20 protein-coding genes are annotated in these 17780 nt (G+C 60.1%); 15 read left to right on the top strand and 5 right to left on the bottom strand.

Annotated elements, in window-relative coordinates; all coding sequences use genetic code 11:
- The first annotated feature begins 31 nt into the window (after positions 1-31).
- From AB7E19_RS15025 to AB7E19_RS15015, 3 genes are all read left to right on the top strand, one after another.
- Positions 32-1657, top strand: a complete 1626-nt coding sequence (locus AB7E19_RS15025) for an iron ABC transporter permease (RefSeq protein ID WP_319873366.1) — start codon at positions 32-34, stop codon at positions 1655-1657.
- Between the two features lie 40 nt (positions 1658-1697).
- On the top strand, positions 1698-2732 hold the full coding sequence (locus tag AB7E19_RS15020) for an ABC transporter ATP-binding protein (RefSeq protein WP_200164258.1): 1035 nt from the start codon (positions 1698-1700) through the stop codon (positions 2730-2732).
- An 89-nt stretch (positions 2733-2821) separates the two neighbouring features.
- Positions 2822-3727 carry a Dyp-type peroxidase gene (locus AB7E19_RS15015; protein WP_042864452.1) on the top strand — a complete coding sequence of 302 codons (906 nt, stop codon included), beginning with the start codon at positions 2822-2824 and terminating at the stop codon, positions 3725-3727.
- Between the two features lie 79 nt (positions 3728-3806).
- Here AB7E19_RS15015 and argR read toward each other — a convergent pair whose 3' ends face one another.
- On the bottom strand, positions 3807-4277 hold the full coding sequence (gene argR / locus AB7E19_RS15010) for a transcriptional regulator ArgR (protein ID WP_005308670.1): 471 nt from the start codon (positions 4275-4277) through the stop codon (positions 3807-3809).
- A 200-nt stretch (positions 4278-4477) separates the two neighbouring features.
- Here argR and AB7E19_RS15005 point away from each other — a divergent pair, with 200 nt between their 5' ends.
- From AB7E19_RS15005 to AB7E19_RS14980, 6 genes are all read left to right on the top strand, one after another.
- A complete protein-coding gene (locus tag AB7E19_RS15005) occupies positions 4478-5218 on the top strand; it encodes an ATP-binding cassette domain-containing protein (protein ID WP_041214472.1) in 741 nt (246 codons plus the stop codon).
- Positions 5219-5242: 24 nt separating this feature from the next.
- Positions 5243-5980 carry an arginine ABC transporter substrate-binding protein gene (locus AB7E19_RS15000; RefSeq protein WP_010673073.1) on the top strand — a complete coding sequence of 246 codons (738 nt, stop codon included), beginning with the start codon at positions 5243-5245 and terminating at the stop codon, positions 5978-5980.
- A 3-nt stretch (positions 5981-5983) separates the two neighbouring features.
- The gene (gene artQ, locus AB7E19_RS14995; protein WP_042014905.1) at positions 5984-6634 is read left to right on the top strand and encodes an arginine ABC transporter permease ArtQ; all 651 of its coding nucleotides are present in this window, start codon (positions 5984-5986) and stop codon (positions 6632-6634) included.
- 2 nt (positions 6635-6636) lie between these two features.
- Entirely contained in the window at positions 6637-7299 is a 663-nt protein-coding gene (gene artM, locus AB7E19_RS14990; RefSeq protein WP_039039976.1) for an arginine ABC transporter permease ArtM, read from the top strand.
- A gap of 242 nt (positions 7300-7541) precedes the next feature.
- The gene (gene mdh, locus AB7E19_RS14985; RefSeq protein WP_010673076.1) at positions 7542-8477 is read left to right on the top strand and encodes a malate dehydrogenase; all 936 of its coding nucleotides are present in this window, start codon (positions 7542-7544) and stop codon (positions 8475-8477) included.
- Between the two features lie 409 nt (positions 8478-8886).
- Positions 8887-9477, top strand: a complete 591-nt coding sequence (locus AB7E19_RS14980; protein ID WP_029313773.1) for a tetratricopeptide repeat protein — start codon at positions 8887-8889, stop codon at positions 9475-9477.
- Positions 9478-9558: 81 nt separating this feature from the next.
- Here the strand turns inward: AB7E19_RS14980 and hmpA are convergent, their stop codons facing one another.
- Positions 9559-10752 (bottom strand): NO-inducible flavohemoprotein, encoded by a 1194-nt coding sequence (gene hmpA, locus AB7E19_RS14975; RefSeq protein WP_322130927.1) that lies wholly within the window; start codon positions 10750-10752, stop codon positions 9559-9561.
- Positions 10753-10863: 111 nt separating this feature from the next.
- On the opposite strand from hmpA, the gene AB7E19_RS14970 reads away from it, so the two are divergent.
- Positions 10864-11331 (top strand): Rrf2 family transcriptional regulator, encoded by a 468-nt coding sequence (locus tag AB7E19_RS14970; protein ID WP_039039978.1) that lies wholly within the window; start codon positions 10864-10866, stop codon positions 11329-11331.
- A 30-nt stretch (positions 11332-11361) separates the two neighbouring features.
- On the opposite strand, the gene AB7E19_RS14965 is transcribed toward AB7E19_RS14970, so the two are convergent.
- Both AB7E19_RS14965 and AB7E19_RS14960 read right to left on the bottom strand, forming a co-directional pair.
- Positions 11362-12642 carry an HlyC/CorC family transporter gene (locus AB7E19_RS14965; RefSeq protein WP_010673081.1) on the bottom strand — a complete coding sequence of 427 codons (1281 nt, stop codon included), beginning with the start codon at positions 12640-12642 and terminating at the stop codon, positions 11362-11364.
- A gap of 39 nt (positions 12643-12681) precedes the next feature.
- Entirely contained in the window at positions 12682-13473 is a 792-nt protein-coding gene (locus AB7E19_RS14960; protein ID WP_010673082.1) for a cytochrome C assembly family protein, read from the bottom strand.
- 285 nt (positions 13474-13758) lie between these two features.
- Between AB7E19_RS14960 and ffh the strand changes: the two genes are divergently transcribed.
- The 5 genes from ffh (at position 13759) to rplS (ending at position 17276) form a co-directional block, all read left to right on the top strand.
- Positions 13759-15138, top strand: coding sequence for a signal recognition particle protein (gene ffh, locus AB7E19_RS14955; RefSeq protein ID WP_010673083.1), 1380 nt, complete (start codon positions 13759-13761; stop codon positions 15136-15138).
- Between the two features lie 179 nt (positions 15139-15317).
- The gene (gene rpsP / locus AB7E19_RS14950; RefSeq protein WP_010673084.1) at positions 15318-15566 is read left to right on the top strand and encodes a 30S ribosomal protein S16; all 249 of its coding nucleotides are present in this window, start codon (positions 15318-15320) and stop codon (positions 15564-15566) included.
- A 24-nt stretch (positions 15567-15590) separates the two neighbouring features.
- Positions 15591-16112, top strand: coding sequence for a ribosome maturation factor RimM (gene rimM / locus AB7E19_RS14945; RefSeq protein WP_039039979.1), 522 nt, complete (start codon positions 15591-15593; stop codon positions 16110-16112).
- 34 nt (positions 16113-16146) lie between these two features.
- A complete protein-coding gene (trmD, locus tag AB7E19_RS14940; protein WP_010673086.1) occupies positions 16147-16896 on the top strand; it encodes a tRNA (guanosine(37)-N1)-methyltransferase TrmD in 750 nt (249 codons plus the stop codon).
- Positions 16897-16928: 32 nt separating this feature from the next.
- Entirely contained in the window at positions 16929-17276 is a 348-nt protein-coding gene (gene rplS, locus AB7E19_RS14935; protein WP_005313505.1) for a 50S ribosomal protein L19, read from the top strand.
- Between the two features lie 102 nt (positions 17277-17378).
- Here rplS and AB7E19_RS14930 read toward each other — a convergent pair whose 3' ends face one another.
- On the bottom strand, positions 17379-17708 hold the full coding sequence (locus AB7E19_RS14930) for an isoamylase early set domain-containing protein (RefSeq protein ID WP_103260846.1): 330 nt from the start codon (positions 17706-17708) through the stop codon (positions 17379-17381).
- Between the last annotated feature and the right edge of the window lie 72 nt (positions 17709-17780).

Here is a 17780-nt window from a genome sequence, read left to right as displayed (position 1 = left end):
GGCCAACGGCCCCATCAACTTCTGTGGACTCATGAAACATTTTGGATGGATTGCCGGCAGCTGGGCCACCGCCCTGCTGCTGGGTTTGCCGGTACTCGCCCTGGTCTTCTCCGCCTTCTCGGCTGATGGGGAACTGTTTGCCCACCTCGCCGATACCGTACTGCCCGACTATCTGCGAAACACGTCCGGTCTGGTGCTGGGGGTGGTCTGCCTCAGCCTGCTGTTCGGGGTGCCCACCGCCTGGCTGGTGGCCATGTGCGAGGTGCCGGGGCGCCGCGCCCTGCAATGGGCGCTGATGCTGCCCATGGCGATGCCCTCCTATATCGTTGCCTACGTCTATACCGACCTGCTCGACTACTCGGGCCCGCTGCAGGCGGGGCTGCGTGCCCTGTTTGGCTGGCAGGGACCGGCCGACTACTGGTTCCCGGCCATTCGCTCCCTCGGGGGCGCCGCCTGGGTGCTGGCGCTGGTGCTTTTCCCCTATGTCTATCTGCTGGCACGGGCCTCCTTCCTGGAGCAGTCGGTCAGCCTCATTCACTCCAGCCGTCTGCTCGGCTGCACCCCCTGGCAGAGCTTTCGCCGCCTGAGCCTCCCCCTGGCCCGCCCGGCCATCATGGTGGGGGCATCTCTGGTCGCGATGGAAACTCTGGCGGACTTTGCCACCGTCCACTTCTTTGCCATCAACACCCTGACCACCGCCATCTACGACACCTGGCTCGGCTACGGCAGCCTGGCGACCGCCGCCAAGCTCTCCTGTCTGATGCTGCTGGCGGTGGTGCTGCTCATCGCGCTGGAGCGCCGCTCCCGCCAGCGCCAGCAGGTGTTCCAGAAGTCCATGGGCTTCGAGCAGCCCCTGCGTTACCCCCTCGGGGGCCTGAGGGGCGTGCTGGCCGGGCTCTGGTGCTGGGGCCTGGTGCTGGCGGGATTCGCCCTGCCGTTCGTCATCCTGTTCGATTACGGGGTGCGTTACTTCGCGCTGTCGTGGACGCCCGAATTCGTGCGCTTTGCGGGCAACAGCCTCGCCATCTCGGCCCTGACCGCCCTGCTGGCCATGGCCATTGCCCTGCTGCTCGGCTTCTTCCGTCGCCTCGATGGGGGGACTCGCAGCCTGCTGCCCCTGCGCCTCGCCGCCATGGGCTATGCCATGCCGGGGACCGTGCTGGCCATCGGCGTGCTGGTGCCGCTCACGGCCCTGGATTTTGGCATCAACGATCTGGCCGAGTGGTTCGGGATGCCGGGCCCCGGTCTGCTCCTGACCGGCACCCTCACCGCCATCGTGTTCGGCTATCTGGTGCGCTTCGTGGCCATCGCCATCGGGTCGGTGGAGAGCAGCATGAGCAAGATCTCCCCCAGCCTCGACATGGCGGCCCGCTCTCTGGGGCAGGGGGCGGGCGGCATGCTGCGTCGCATTCACCTGCCGCTGGTACGGCGCGGCCTCTTTGCCGGCGCCATGCTGGTGTTCATCGAATCCATGAAGGAGCTGCCCGCCGCCCTGCTGCTGCGGCCGTTCAACTTCGAAACCCTGGCGACCCACGTCTATCAGTTCGTCTCGGACGAGATGCTGGAGCGGGGGGCGCTCGGTGCCATCGTCATCGTGCTGGTGGGGCTGATTCCCCTGCTGTGGATCAACCGTACCCTGGATGGTCCAGGCCATTGAGCGGCCCCGTCCGGCATCACTACGTGAGAGGAAAAGAACCTTGTCCTGCCTGAATATCGAGAAGGTCAGCTGTCACTACAATGGCCGCCCCGTGCTGGAGCAGCTCTCCCTGCAGGTGGCCGACAACGAGATTGTCTGTCTGTTGGGGGCCAGCGGCTGTGGCAAGACCACGCTGCTCAAGGCGGTGGCCGGTCTGCTGCCCCTGGCCCAGGGGGAGATCCGGCTGGGAGAGACCCTGCTCGATGCCCCCGGCGTGAGTGTGCCGCCGGAGGCCCGCCATATCGGCATGATCTTCCAGGATTACGCTCTCTTTCCTCACCTGACGGTGGCCGAGAACGTCGGCTTCGGCCTGACCGGGCAGGATCGCGGCAGCCGCCAGCAGCAGGTGGAAGAGGCGCTGGCGCTGGTCAACCTGCAGGGGTTGGGGGAGCGCTATCCCCATCAGCTCTCCGGCGGCCAGCAGCAGCGGGTGGCCATCGCCCGCGCCCTGGTGTGCAAGCCGCGCCTGATGCTGCTGGACGAGCCCTTCTCCAACATCGACACCCAGGTGCGGATGAAGCTGATCCTCGAGATCCGCGCCCTGCTCAAACAGCAGGGCATTGGCGCCATCTTCGTCAGCCACAGCAAGGAAGAGGCCTTCGCCTTCGCCGATCGGCTGGCCCTGTTTCGCGCCGGTCGCATCGAGCAAGTGGGGGAGCCGGAGCAGCTCTATCGCCGCCCCGGGAACCGCTTCGTGGCGGAGTTTCTCGGCGGGGTCAATTATCTGGCGGCCGAGGTGGTGGACAGCCACTGCGTGCAGACCCTCCTTGGGACCATCTGCGGTCAGGAGCCCCATGGCCGCGCGGTGGGGGAGCGGTTGCAGCTCATGCTCAGACCTCAGCAACTGGCGCTGACGGCGGCGGATGACGGTGAGCTCCGGGTGCGTGAGCAACAGTTCCTGGGCCATCACTGCCGGGTTCTGGTCGAGTGTGGCGGCCAGCAACTGGAAGCCAGTATCGGTGAGCCCCTGGAAGGGGAGCGTGCGCGGGTGGCCGTGGCGCCTCATGCCCTGGTGTTGTTTGACCCCTTGCCCTGAGTGCGTGGTATTGTCGTGAAATCAATGAACTGGAAGCGCGCTGGTTTATAATCGCGCCACGCCCATAGCCAACGCACTTGGAGAGAGACATGAAAGCCCAAGCCGGGATCTGCGCAGAGCCGAATCTGCACGCCCTCTATCTGATGTTCAATCGCACCGGTGACGCCGCTGCCCTGACCTCCCGCCTGGCCAGCCTGCCAGCACTCTGGGAGGCGGTGAGCGCCGACTTCCCCGATGCGGCCTTCAGCGGTCTGGTCGCCGTCGGGGCCGACGCCTGGGATGATCTCTATCCTGCCGCCCGGCCGCCCCAGTTCCGCGGTTTCATGGCGCAATCCGCAAACGGTCAGGAGGCCCCCAATACCCCGTTCGATCTCTTCGTACAATTGCGTGCTGATCGGGTGGACGTGCTGCATCATGCCGGTCATCGCGTCATGGCCCTGCTGGCCGGGCTTGTTGAATTGGCCGAGGAAGTCCGCGGTTTTCGCAACCAGGATTGCCGGGATCTGACCGGTTTCGTCGACGGCACCGAGAACCCGCAGGATGAGCACCGCGCCGAGGTGGCGTTGCTGGACGGCGGCGAGTTCGCCGGTGGCTCCTACATCCACGTGCAGCGCTGGGTCCACGCCATGAGCGACTGGGAGAAGCTGGCCCTGAAGGAGCAGGAAGACATCATAGGTCGCACCAAGGTCGACAACATCGAATACGAGTCCGCCGACAAGCCGCTCACTTCCCACATCAAGCGGGTCAACCTCAAGACCCCGAAGGGGGAGTCCATGGAGATCCTGCGCCAGAGCATGCCCTGGGGCACCATGAGCGAGCAGGGGCTCTACTTCATCTCCTGCTGCCGCACGCCGCTGCACTTCAACGCCATGCTGGCCAGCATGTACAAAGGGGAAGGCAGCCACTTCGACCACCTGCTGCGCTTCACCCGGGCGGTGACCGGCGCGGCCTTCTTCGCCCCTTCCGTCGATTTTCTGGTGGCCGAGGGCAAATAAACCCGGCCTGCCGACCGCTCAAAACAAAAAATCCCGGCCAAGGCCGGGATTTTTGTGCGGATCGCCCAAGGCGACCGGATCAGGGCGTCTGCTCGAATAGCTCGAGGGCGGAGAGGTAGAGCTCCTCGATGTCGGTATCGCTGGTCGGGGTGATGAAGATGGTGTCATCACCGGCGATGGTGCCGAGGATCCCTTCGGCCTTGCCGAGGGAGTCAAGCAGGCGGGCGATCAGCTGAGCTGCGCCGGGGCTGGTGTGGATCACCACCAGAGCGCCGTTGTGGTCGACATCCAGCACCAGGTTCTTGAGGGGGCTGGAGGTGGTGGGCACGCCCAGTTCCACCGGCAGACAGTAGACCATCTCCATCTTGGCATTGCGGGTGCGAACGGCGCCGAAGCGGCTCAGCATGCGCGAGACCTTGGATTGGTTGATGTTCTCGAAGCCCATCTCTTGCAGGGCAGTCACTATCTCTGCCTGGGAGCCGAAACGCTCCTCTTTCAGCAAGGCTTTAAAGGCCTTGGCCAGTTTTTCTTGCTTGTCGTTATGTTTCATCTTGGACTCACGAATGAGGGGAGTGACCGCCTGTCACGCTCAGGCGGCAGATACGAACAGCGCTGCTATTTTGCATTCATATGCCTGTTTTGGCAAGGAAGCGGCGCTTGTTCTGCATATTGATTCAAATATAGCTTGCATCAACTTATGCTGGCGCTAGAATCAGGACGAAATTTTGAAAACTTATTCAATTGGGCTGTATGGGTATCGAATTAATCGGCATCGAAAAATCCTGGCACAAGGTGCCGGTACTGCAGCAGGTGAGCTTTCGGACTGCTCCCGGCGAGACCTTGGTATTGCTGGGCCCGAGCGGGGCAGGCAAGAGCTCTCTGCTGCGCATGATGAACTTGCTGGACACGCCGGATGCCGGTGTGTTGCGCATCGCAGACAGTGAATTTTCTTTCCCGTCCAGCCTCTCTACTGCCGAATTCAACCGTCAGGCACAGGCGCTGCGCCGCAAGGTGGGCATGGTGTTCCAGCAGTACAATCTGTGGCCGCACCTCACCGTGATGGAGAATCTGATTGAAGCGCCCGTCAAGGTGCTCGGCATGAGCCGCGAGGCGGCCATCGAGAAAGGGGCCTATCTGCTGGCCCAGCTGCAACTGGCCGACAAACGGGACGCCTGGCCCGCACGGCTTTCCGGTGGCCAGCAGCAGCGGGTCGCCATTGCCCGGACCCTGATGATGGATCCCCAGGTGCTGCTGTTTGACGAACCGACGGCTGCCCTGGATCCCGAAATTACCAAAGAGGTGGCGGAGATCATCCGCACCCTGAGCCAGACCGGCATCACCCAGGTGGTGGTGACCCACGAGGTGGAGTTCGCCCGCAAGGTGGCCAGTCAGGTGATCTATCTGGAGAAGGGGCGGATCATCGAATCCGGCACCGCCGCCATCTTCCAGTCCCCGCAAACCAGCCGGTTTGCCGAATTCTTGATGCATTGATATTGAGTCGATAAGGAAGCTGTCATGAAAAAGAGTCTGTTGCTGATCGCCGCCATGGGTCTGCTGAGCACTTCTGTGCTGGCCAAAGAGATCAAGTTCGCCACCGAGGCAACCTATGCGCCGTTCGAATACCTGGATGACAAGAACGAGTTCCAGGGGTTTGACATCGATCTGGCCCGCGCGGTCTGCGAGCAGGCCAAGCTGGAGTGCAGCTTCCACAACCAGGCCTTCGACAGCCTGATCCCCAGCCTCAAGTTCCGTCGTTATGATGCCGTCATCGCCGCCATGGACGTGACCCCGGAGCGGGCTGCCCAGGTCGACTTCTCCGATATCTATTACGAGAACTCCGCGGTGTTCGTTGCCAAGAAAGAGACCTTCAAGGGGCCGGACGATCTGGTGGACAAGACAGTCGGCGTGCAGAACGGCACCTCTCACCAGTCCTATCTGGTGGACAACTGGGTGAGCAAGGGTCTGCTGACCGTGCCCTACGCCAGCTACCAGAGCGCCTTCCTCGACATGATGAATGGCCGCACTGACGGCGTGTTTGCCGATACGGCGGTGGCCGCCGACTGGCTCAAGCAGCACAAGGAATACGCCGTGGTGGGTACCCCGGTGACCGACGCCAAGTACTTCGGTACCGGTTTTGGCATCGCGGTGGCCAAGGGCAACCAGGAACTGCTGACCCAGCTGAACAAGGGGCTGGCCGAGATCAAGGCCAACGGCACCTATCAGAAGATCTATGACAAGTACTTCGCGCAGTAAGCCATGTTGAGCTTGTTGTTGGATGCAGCCTGGATGACCCTCGGGCTGGCCCTGGCATCCCTGGTCGGTGGCATGGTGCTGGCACTGGCATTCAGTGCGGCTGAGTTGAGCAAGCAGCGTGCGTTGGTGTGGCCCGTGGCCACCCTGACCACCTTGATCCGTGGTCTGCCCGAGTTGCTGGTGGTGCTCTTCATCTACTTCGGCTCGACCCAGGTGCTGTTCCTCATCACCGGGGAGTATGTGGAGTTCAGCCCGTTCGCCTGCGGTGTGTTGGCGCTCTCCCTGCTGTTTGCGAGCTACGCCACCCAGACCCTGCGTGCCGCCCTCAATGCGGTGCCCCCTGGGCAGCGGCTGGCGGCGCAGGCGCTCGGCCTGGGCAAGGGGCACACCTTCTTTCGCATCGTGCTGCCCCAGGCCTGGCGTCACGCCCTGCCCGGGCTCGGCAACCAGTGGCTGGTGCTGCTGAAAGACACCGCTCTGGTCTCCCTCATCGGGGTGAACGAGATGATGCGTCAGGCACAGATGGCTTCGGCCAGCACCTATCAACCCTTCACCTGGTACGCCGCTGCCGCCCTCATCTATCTGGCCATCAGTCTGGTGAGTGAATTCGGCTTGAAGCAGGCGTCCCGCTATACCCGCCGTTACGGAGGCTGACCATGCAGGATTACCTGATGACCCTGCTGGGAGGGTTGGCGATCACCTTGCAGCTCACCGTGTTCAGCTTGTTGCTGGGCGTGCTGATGGCGGCCGGCATGACCTGGGTGCTGGAGCGTCGCATTCCGGTGGCGACCCAGCTGGTGCAGCTCTGGGTACTGGTCTTTACCGGTACGCCGTTGCTCATCCAGATCTTCCTCATCTACTACGGGCCTGGCCAGTTTGAATGGCTCAAGGCGGGGCCGCTCTGGCCGCTGCTCAAGCAACCCTGGTTCTGCGCCGTGCTGGCGCTCGGTTTCAATACAGCAGCCTATTCCACCCGGCTGTTCAAGGGAGCGCTCGACGCCATCCCCGCCGGTGAAGTGGAGGCCTGCCGTGCGCTCGGCTTCTCGGCCGGACAGACCCTGTGGATGAAGACCCGCCATGCCGCCCGTCGGCTGGTCCCCGCCTATTCCAACGAGGTGATCCTGGTGCTCAAGGGGAGTTCGCTCGCCAGTACCATCACCATCATGGACATCATGGGGCTGGCCCAGCGTCTCAACGCCCAGACCTATGACACCCTGGCGGTGTTCACCGTGGCCGGAGCGCTCTATCTGACCATGAATGGATTGTTAACAATTGGTTTCCGCTGGTGTGAGCGTCGAGCACTGGCTTTCCAGTCCTGAAGCAGTCACATTTACCTCTTAATGGTGAGGGGAGCACAGGAAATCTGTGTCTTTCCTCCCATTTATCGCATATTCCTCTCCGCTTTCATCGCCGCTTGTTCCCTGGCTCACAGAACCCGTGATTACAACTGTTATCAGATTGTTTTTTAGGAGGGGATCCTTTAAGGTGAGGCGCACAATAAGAATCAGCGTTAACCCAACTAGAAACAACCTTAAACCTACGCTTAGACATGGAGTTGATCATGAAAGTTGCCGTTCTGGGTGCCGCCGGTGGCATCGGCCAAGCCCTCGCTCTGCTGTTGAAAAACCGCCTGCCTGCCGGTTCCGAACTGAGCCTGTATGACATTGCCCCGGTCACTCCGGGCGTGGCGGCGGACCTGAGCCACATCCCGACTGACGTGAAAGTAAAAGGTTTCTGCGGTGAAGATCCGAGCCCGGCTCTGGTCGGCGCCGATGTCGTGCTGATCTCTGCTGGCGTGGCGCGCAAGCCCGGCATGGACCGTTCCGACCTGTTCAACATCAACGCCGGGATCGTCAAGAACCTGGTGGAAAAGTGTGCCGCTTCCTGCCCGAAAGCACTGATCGGCATCATCACCAACCCGGTCAACACCACGGTCGCCATCGCCGCCGAAGTGCTGAAGAAAGCCGGTGTCTATGACAAGCGTCGCCTGTTCGGCGTGACCACCCTGGATGTGATCCGTGGCGAGACCTTCGTGGCCGAAGCCAAGGGCCTGAACGTTGACAAGGTACGTGTCAACGTCATCGGCGGTCACAGTGGCGTGACCATATTGCCGCTGCTCTCCCAGGTTGAAGGCGCCAGCTTTACCGCTGAGGAAGTGGCTGCCATGACCAAACGCATTCAGAATGCCGGTACCGAAGTGGTGGAAGCCAAGGCCGGTGGCGGTTCCGCCACTCTCTCCATGGGTCAGGCAGCCTGCCGTTTCGGTCTGTCGCTCATCAAGGGTCTGCAAGGGGAAGCCAACGTCATCGAGTGTGCCTATGTGGAAGGCAACGGTGAGCACGCCACCTTCTTCGCGCAGCCGGTGCTGCTCGGCAAGAACGGTGTCGAAACCGTGCTGGACTACGGCAAGCTGAGCGCCTTCGAGCAGGAAGCGATGGACAGCATGCTGGCCACCCTGAAGGCTGACATCCAGCTGGGCGTCGACTTCGTCAAGTAAGTCTCTACGTCGACCGCAAGGGGAGCCCAGGCTCCCCTTTGTCATTTTCGGGGTTGGGTGTGGTGGGCTAATGTGGCGGGCTAAGGAGATGGCCCTGGCTGCCGATAACAGAAGGCAGCAGGAGATCCCTATGATAAAACCAAGAACCCTCATCGCCATTATCGGTGTGTGCAGCTTACCCTTGCAGGGGGCGGAGCCCACCTCGGCCGCCGCGCCCACCCAGGCGGTGGCGGTTGCAGCCGCGCCGCCATCTGCGGCGTCTGCACCCTTGTCACCGGCCCCATCATCGGCCCAGCCAGCCCTGACGCCAGCCTCTTCTGTCGCCACGCCATCCCTCCCTGTGTCAGCAGCGCCAGCCCAGGCGCCATCCGCATCCGCACCTGTACCGTCCGCACCGGCAGCTGCGCCGCTGCCCAGGGCGACGACGCAGGCATCCGCTGCTGCGGGAGAGTTGCAGGCCGTGCCGCTCTATCGCCAGGACGAACTGCTCAACTGGATAGAGCAGGGGCGCCATCTGGCCCGGGTGAAGCAGGACAGGTGCCAGCTCACCCAGGATATCGAGGCGCGGGCCTCGGTGATGAAGATCCCTGCCTATCAGTTCCTCTGGGGAGACATGCTGGCCTGGGGAGTTTGCACCAAGCCGGATGCCCAGATCGGGGTGCAGTACATGTGGGAGGCCGCCAACCAGGGGCTGGCGCCGGCGCTGGAACAGCTTGGCCGCTATTACTGGAAGGGGATCCTGGTCCAGAAAGATCTGGTGCGGGCCGAGACCCTGATGCGGGAAGCCGCGAGCCTCGGCTTCTTGCGGGCACAGATGGAGTGGGTGGAGATGTTGCTGCAGGGCATGGGGAGTCCGCTGGATTACGAGGAGGCGTATCACTGGCTGCACGGCGCCGTCATCGGCGACAAGGCCATGCACCAGAAGGCGGCGAGCCTGCTCAGCCGGCTCGGCAACCGGATGCCCGCCAATGCCATCGCCCGTGCCAAGGCGATGCACTGAGTTCTGGTAGCCCGCTTTGATATTACAAGGCCCACGAAGCTGTGCTTGTGGGCCTTGTGCATTTCCCGGTCAGGGGAGGGATCAGAGGCCCTGATGGGGGCCGAAGACCTCGTAATGCATCCGCCCTGCAGGAACGCCCACATTCTCCAGCTGAGCTTTGACTGCTTTCATGAACGGGACAGGGCCGCAGAAATAGTAGTGGGCGTTGGCCGGAATGAGGTCGGTGACCTGCTCCAGCGCCAGAGTGCCGCTGAAGTCGTAATCCTCTCCTTTGACATCCTGCTCCCCCGGCTCCCGATACCAGATCCGGCTCTCCAGTTTCCCGTGTTGCCTGCTCTTTGCCCGGATCTCGTCCCTGAACGCGTGGTGGGCGCCGTGTTCGCAGGCGTGAAGCCAGCGAATATCCATATCCGGGCCCTCGGCCAGCAAGTGGTTGAGCATGCTCAGCATGGGGGTGAGGCCAACCCCGGCGGAGATCAGCACCACGGGCGTGTCTGGCTCCTCTTGCAGGAAGAAGTCGCCGGCCGGCGGCATGATGTCGACCGTGTCACCGATGTGAAGATGATCATGCAACAGGTTGGAGGCCTGACCCCTGGGTTCGCGCTTGACGCTGATGCGGTAGTCGCGGCCATTGGGGGCGTCCGAGAGGGAGTACTGGCGGATCTCCTGATGCTCGAGGGCGGGATGAACCAGCTTGATACTGAGATATTGCCCCGGTTTGAAACGCAACACGGGGTTGCCATCGAGGGGGGCCAGGACGAAAGAGGTGATGAGTTCACTCTCCTGACGCTTCTCCTTGATGATGAAAGAGCGGGTTCCCTGCCAACCACCGTCCTGGCTTGCCTTCTCCCGATAGAGCTCGCTCTCCCGGCCGATAAAGATGTCGGCCAGCACACCGTAAGCCTTGCCCCAGGCGGTAAGGACCTCCTCCGTGACAGCGTTGCCACCCATTTCTTTGAGCGTGGCCAAGAGATGACTACCCACAATGTGATATTGTTCCGGCTGGATCAGGAAACCCGTATGTTTGTGGGCGATGCGTTCAACGGCTCCGGCCAGGGCCCCCAGATTGTCGATGTTCCTGGCATAGGCCGCCACCGCACTGAACAGTGCCAAGGGTTGTCCCCCGCTACGCTGGTGAGCCAGGTTGAAGACATCCTTCAACTCGGGATTGTGGCTGAACATGCGCTGATAAAAGTGCCGTGTGAGGTCAGGGCCCGCCGATTCGAGCAAAGGAATGGTGCTCTTGATGACGGCGATGGTGGCTTGGTCTAACATAGGAGGTCCTTTCTAATTGAACATCTGGAATGTCACTTATTAAGTTGCATCCTAAATGTTTAATTGATCTGGATCAATCATCAATTCTTCGCGCTAGGCGCTACAGGCACTATGAGACTAACGAGCTATACCGATTTTGGATTGAGAGCCCTGCTCTATCTGGCCACCCTGCCGGAGGGGGAACTGTCGAGCGTGGCCAAGGTATCCGCCTTGTACGACGTATCCCGCAACCACATGGTGAAGGTGGTGAACCAGTTGGTAAAACTGGGCTATCTGCAGTCACAACGCGGCAAGAATGGTGGTATCCGCATGGCGCGCTCCCCCGACGAGATCAATATCGGGCAAGTGATCCGGGCGTTGGAAGGCAATCTGGACGGGATCGACTGCAGCTCCCCGGTCTGCCATATCGTCTCCGTCTGTCTGCTCAAGAGTGCCTTGAAGGAGGCGATGAACGCCTTCCTCGCGGTGATGGATGGCTATACGCTGCAGGATTTGCTGGCAAACCGTGACGAGTTGCAGCAGGTGTTCGGTGAGCTCATCCCCACTCTGGTGCTGGAGCCGGATGACGAGAGCGAGTGAAACAAAAAGGCTGCCATTGGCAGCCTTTTTTCAATCCTCGTACCCTGAATCGTCCCGGTACAGGTGCGGCATGATCCTCGCCATCTTCACCATGTTGTTCTCCACTTCGAGAATCTCGATAGGGTAGCCCGCCAGCCTGACACTGATGTTGGGTTGGGGGATCTCCTCAAGGTACTCCAGGATGGCGCCATTGAGGGTCCGTGGGCCGTCCATGGGCAGGTGCCAGTCCATCTCCTTGTTCAGCTCGCGGATGCTGGCGGAGCCTTCGACCAGGAAGGAGCCGTCCGGCTGGGGATGGATCTCGTCACTCGGGGTCGGTGTCATGGAGGTGGTGAAGTCACCGACAATCTCTTCCAGGATGTCGTCCAGGGTGATCAGCCCCTGAATATCGCCATATTCGTCGACGATAAGGCCAATTCGCTCCTTGTTGCGCTGGAACTTGGCCAACTGCACGTTGAGGGGGGTCCCCTGGGGGATGAAATAGATGGGGTCGACTTCCCGCAGCAGGCTGGACTTGCTGAACTGATCCCGGGCGACCAGTCTCAGGGCGTCCCGTGAGTGCAGGAAGCCGACGACGTCATCGATGTTGTCGCGATAGAGCAGGATCTTGGTGTGGGCGCAGTGGGCCAGCTGGCGCAGTATGATCTTCCAGTCGTCATTGATGTCGATGGCGGAGATCTCGCTGCGCGGGACCATGATGTTCTCCACCGTCATCTTGTCGAGATCAAGGATGCTTATCAGCATCTCCTGGTGGTGCTTGGGAATGAGATTGCCCGCCTCGTTGACGATGGTGCGCAGCTCTTCGGAATTGAGGGAATCATCCTTGTTGTGCTCTAGACGCAAGAGTTTCAGCAGCAGGTTCGTGATGCTGTTGATGAGCCAGACAAGGGGGGCGAACGGCACCATCAGCCCCTTGAGGATCCAGGAGGCAGGGTAGGCTATCCGCTCGGGGAACATGGCCGCCAGTGTCTTGGGGGTGACTTCCCCGAATACCAGCACCACCAGGGTCAGCCCGAAGGTGGCAATGGCGACGCCGAGATCCCCGAAAAGCCGGATGCAGACGATGGTCGCGATGGCGGAGGCCAGGATGTTGACCAGATTGTTGCCGATGAGAATGAGGCCAAGCAGGCGGTCCGGCCTGGCCAGCAGCTTCTCGACCCGGCGGGCAGCCTTGTGCTTGGTCTGGGCCAGATGCCGCAGCTTGTAGCGGTTGAGCGACATCAGACCTGTTTCGGAACTGGAAAAGAAGGCTGACAAAAGGATCAAGATAACGAGAACAATCAGCAATGTACTCGTTGAGATACTGTCCAAGAAGGGCTCCTGTAAGGATGGTTGGGGAATGTTCGTGTGTCAGCTAAGCAGCACTTCCTTGACGAAACGGCTGCCAAAATAGGCCAGTGTCAGGATGAAGCTGCCGATGAGGCTCAGCATGATGACCTTGCGGCCGCGCCAGCCACGGGTATGGTGACCCCAGAGCAGCAGAGCGTAGACGCACCAGGCCAGGATAGAGAGGATGGCCTTGTGGGACTTGCCCTGGGCAAACATGTCTTCCAGGAAGAACAGGCCGGATGCGATGGAGAGAGTCAGCAGCAGCAGACCTGCGGAAATGAGCTGAAACAGACGCTTCTCCACCGTCATCAGGGGTGGCATAGCTGGCAGGTGACTGATCTTTCTGGATTTCAGTTGCCTGTCCAGGCAGGCAAGCTGGAGGGCAAACAAGCAGGCGATCATCAGTACCGAATAGGCCATCAGCGCGAGGCCTATGTGCAGCAGTAACTGGGGGTGCGCTTCCAGATGGGTGATGTAGCGCCCGGGAATGAGCGCGCTGGCTGCCAGCAGCAGGGCTGAAAAACTGTAGACGACGGGCAGCAGGATCCAGCCGTTGAAGCGTCGGGTGACGCAGGTCATGAAGCAACTGATGATAAGGCTGACCAGGGACGCCACGTTCAACATGCTGAGATTCTGGCCGGAATGGGTGACCAGCACTTCGCTGCCCACCGCCATGCCATGGGCGGTCAGGGCCAGGCCGACACAGGCGAACAGCGATACTTGCCCGACGGGCTTGGCGCTGAGCAGCAGGTGCAGTGAGGCGATGATGGCCAGCAGGTAAAACGCCAGGGCCAGAACAGAGATCACGATCATAACCAGGTCGTTGTCAAACAAGCTTTATGGATAAGAGGGGCAGTATACCTTGCACAAGATATGCTCGCCAGTTGTGCCAGAGGCTAACTGCCCACATATAAGTAGGCGTTGATGGTCACCGTGCGGCGAATAATCGTCCTCCGGCGTTGACTGGGGTATACTGCCCTCCATTTGTTGACCTGCCCGTTCGATGGCAGGCCGCCGCGGCAAGCGGCGAGTAATCGTCCCTAGAGTGCTGACCGGGGTATAATGCCCCCAGTGTCACGCCAAGAACCGGAAAGCGTCATGTTTGAGAATTTGACTGAACGACTCTCGCGCACCCTGCGCAACGTCAGCGGCCGCGGCCGTCTGACCGAAGAGAATATCAAGGATACCCTGCGCGAAGTCCGCATGGCGTTGCTCGAGGCGGACGTCGCCCTGCCGGTGGTGCGCGATTTCGTGGCGCGCGTCAAGGAACGAGCCGTGGGCCAGGAAGTGGCCAAATCCCTGAGCCCGGGCCAGGCCTTCATCAAGATCGTCCATGGCGAACTGGTCACCGTGATGGGGGAGGCCAACGAACAGCTCAACCTGGCTGCCCAGCCGCCGGCCATCATCCTGATGGCAGGTCTTCAGGGGGCCGGTAAGACCACTACGGTTGGCAAACTGGCCAAACTGCTCAAGGAGCGCAGCAAGAAGAAGGTGCTGGTGGTCAGTGCGGACGTCTACCGTCCGGCGGCGATCAAGCAGCTTGAGACCCTTGCGGGCGACATCGGTGTCGACTTCTTCCCGAGTGATGCCAGCCAGAAACCGATCGCCATTGCCACTGCCGCCATCGATCAGGCGCGCAAGAAGTTCTATGACGTGGTGATCGTCGATACTGCCGGTCGTCTGCACGTCGATGGCGAAATGATGGCGGAGATCCAGGATCTGCACGCCACCATCAAGCCGGTCGAAACCCTGTTCGTGGTGGATGCCATGACAGGCCAGGATGCTGCCAATACCGCCAAGGCCTTCAACGAAGCGCTGCCGCTCACCGGTGTGATCCTTACCAAGGCAGACGGTGATGCCCGCGGTGGTGCCGCACTGTCGGTTCGCCATATCACCGGCAAGCCGGTCAAGTTCATCGGTATGGGTGAGAAGACCGACGCGCTGGAGCCGTTCCATCCGGATCGTCTCGCCTCCCGCATCCTCGGTATGGGGGATGTGCTCTCTCTCATCGAAGAGGTGGAGCGCAACGTCGACAAGGAGAAAGCCGCCAAGCTGGCCAGCAAGGTCAAGAGCGGCAAGGGCTTCGACCTGGAAGACTTCCGTGAGCAGCTGGCCCAGATGCGCAACATGGGTGGCATGATGGGAATGCTCGACAAGCTGCCTGGCATGTCCGGCCTGCCGGACAACATCAAGGATCAGATGGATGACAAGCTCACCGTGCGGATGGAGGCCATTATCAGCTCCATGACGCCGAAAGAGCGTGCCCATCCCGATCTCATCAAGGGCTCCCGCAAGCGCCGCATCGCTGCGGGCTCCGGCATGCAGGTCCAGGATGTGAACAAGCTGCTCAAGCAGTTCACCGAGATGCAGCGCATGATGAAGAAAATGTCCGGCAAGGGCGGCATGCGCAAGATGATGGGCCAGATGAAGAACATGCTGCCCCCCGGATTCGGTGGTGGCGGTCGCGGTCCGTTCTGATTTTCCTGCTGGTCAGGTAGAAAGGCTCACCCTAGTGAGCCTTTTTCATGCCAATCCCTGCGCAAAAAATAGCTGGCTTGGTTGCAATTATTACGAATCCAAGTAGAATTACGCGGCTTATTTTAAGCTAGGGTCTGCGTATTTGCAGGCCTTGTTCATTAGATGTTTATGAGGACGATATGGTAACCATTCGTTTACAACGTGGTGGCGCGAAAAAGCGTCCGTTCTACCAGGTAGTAGTTGCTGACAGCCGTAACGCCCGTGACGGTCGTTTCATCGAGCGCGTCGGTTTCTTCAACCCGGTTGCTGCTGGTAACGCTGAAAAGCTGAACCTGGACCTGGCTCGTATCGAGCATTGGGTTGCTACTGGTGCCGCTGTTTCTGACCGCGTTGCCAAGCTGATCAAAGACGCTGCCAAAGCTGCTTAATCAGCCAAACGGTAGGGAGTTAAGGTGGAAAAACCTGTAGTTCTGGGCACCCTGGGGACCGTTTACGGGATCAAGGGCTGGCTTAAAGTGAACTCCTTCACCGATGTTGCCGAAGCGATTTTCGATTACAACCCCTGGCTGATCAATCAGAACGGGGCGTGGCGTGAAATCCGGGTGTCATCCTGGAAGCGTCACAACAAGGGTCTGATCTGCAAACTCGATGGTATCGATGTGCGTGAGGATGCCCTGGCATTGACCAACGTCGAGATTGGCGTCCCCGCCGATCTGTTGCCTGCGTTGCCCGAAGGGGAGTTCTACTGGCGTGACCTCATTGGTTGCACCGTGGTAACCACCAAGGGATACGACCTGGGCAAGGTGACCGAATTGATGGAAACCGGCTCCAACGATGTGTTGGTGGTTGAGGCCAATGTAAAAGATGCCTTTGGTGCAAAGGAGCGGTTGATACCGTTCCTGGAAGAGCAGGTGATCAAGAATATTGATCTGACTGCTCGAACAATCGAAGTTGATTGGGATCCTGGTTTCTAGTTTCCCGCGCTAACACGGGTGCCGGAGGTTTCTTATGTGGATTGGGGTCATTAGCCTCTTCCCGGAAATGTTCCGAGCCATTACCGAGCACGGGGTAACGGGTCGGGCCGTCAAGAGTGGCCTGCTGCAGATTGAGTGCTGGAACCCTCGGGACTTCACCCACGACAAACACCGTACGGTCGATGATCGTCCTTATGGTGGTGGGCCCGGCATGTTGATGATGGTTCAGCCGCTGCGTGATGCCATTCATGCAGCCAAGCAAGCGGCGGGAGACGGGGCGAAAGTCATCTATCTCTCTCCTCAGGGACGCAAGCTGACTCAAGCGGGCGTGACCGAGTTGGCGACGAATCAGAAACTGATTCTGGTCGCCGGTCGATACGAAGGTATCGATGAGCGCGTGATACAAACCGAAGTCGACGAAGAGTGGTCTATCGGGGATTACGTGTTAAGTGGTGGCGAGTTGCCTGCCATGACCCTGATCGATGCGGTTTCGCGTCTGGTCCCGGGGGTCTTGGGTGATCAGGCCAGTGCCGAGCAGGACTCCTTCACGGATGGGCTGCTGGATCATCCCCACTATACTCGGCCGGAGGTGTTGGATGGGCTGACGGTGCCCGAGGCGCTGACAAGCGGCAATCACGAAGTGATTCGGCGCTGGCGACTCAAGCAATCGCTCGGACGAACCTGGCAGAGAAGGCCGGAACTTATTAACAACCTAGCTCTGACTGACGAGCAAGAATCACTTCTTGCCGAGTATGTCCGCGAAGTGCGTGACAGCGTTAAGTAGAGTTTTCAGTTTATCCTAGGTAAGGAAAGACAATGAGCAAGATTATTCAGCAGCTTGAACAAGAGCAACTGCGTACCGACATCCCGGCTTTTGCCCAGGGCGACACCGTACGTGTTCAAGTTCGTGTTAAAGAAGGTGGTAAAGAGCGTCTGCAGGCTTTCGAAGGCATCGTGATTGCCAAGCGTAACCGCGGTCTGCACTCTGCTTTCACCGTTCGCAAGATCTCCAACGGCGAAGGTGTTGAGCGTGTATTCCAGACTCACTCTCCGCTGATCCACAGTGTAGAACTGAAGCGTCGTGGTGATGTTCGCCGCGCCAAACTGTACTACCTGCGCAACCTGTCCGGCAAAGCTGCTCGTATCAAAGAGAAGCTCAACTAATTCGATTCGAATTGGTGTCGGTATGTCGGCGAAAAGCTCGACAGGTAGTGAAAAGGCTCGCCAATGGCGAGCCTTTTTTGTATCCGTGTGCGGGGTATTGGCTCAACTGGGCTGGCTGACCCGCACCACAGAGTTATCACGCCCGAAGGGGCCAGGCACGTAGTCGTCCGCCTCCCAGTCGTTGTCATAAAGGGTTTCACCATCGGGTTGCACTAGCTGATAGCAATACTCGAAATGGCTGGGGCCATCGGTCGGCAGGTTGAGTGTCGCCTTGAACTCCCCGTTTTTCATCCTCTTCAGTTCAATGGGCTGCCACTGGCTGAATTCACCCAGCAGCAAGACCTGCTCGGCATCACCGGCGGCCTCCTTTTCGACGGCAAAGGTCACCTTGACCTCGGGACGCGATTTGAGGAATTGCTTGTTGATCGGCATATGGACTCCTTGTCACTGGTTGCGAAGAAAATAGCGCTGGTTATTTTTATATCACTTTATGACAAGGATGTT

The organism is Aeromonas sp. (assembly GCF_050252055.1).
Lineage (GTDB): Bacteria > Pseudomonadota > Gammaproteobacteria > Enterobacterales > Aeromonadaceae > Aeromonas > Aeromonas caviae.
This window is presented reverse-complemented; position numbering and strand designations above follow the sequence as displayed.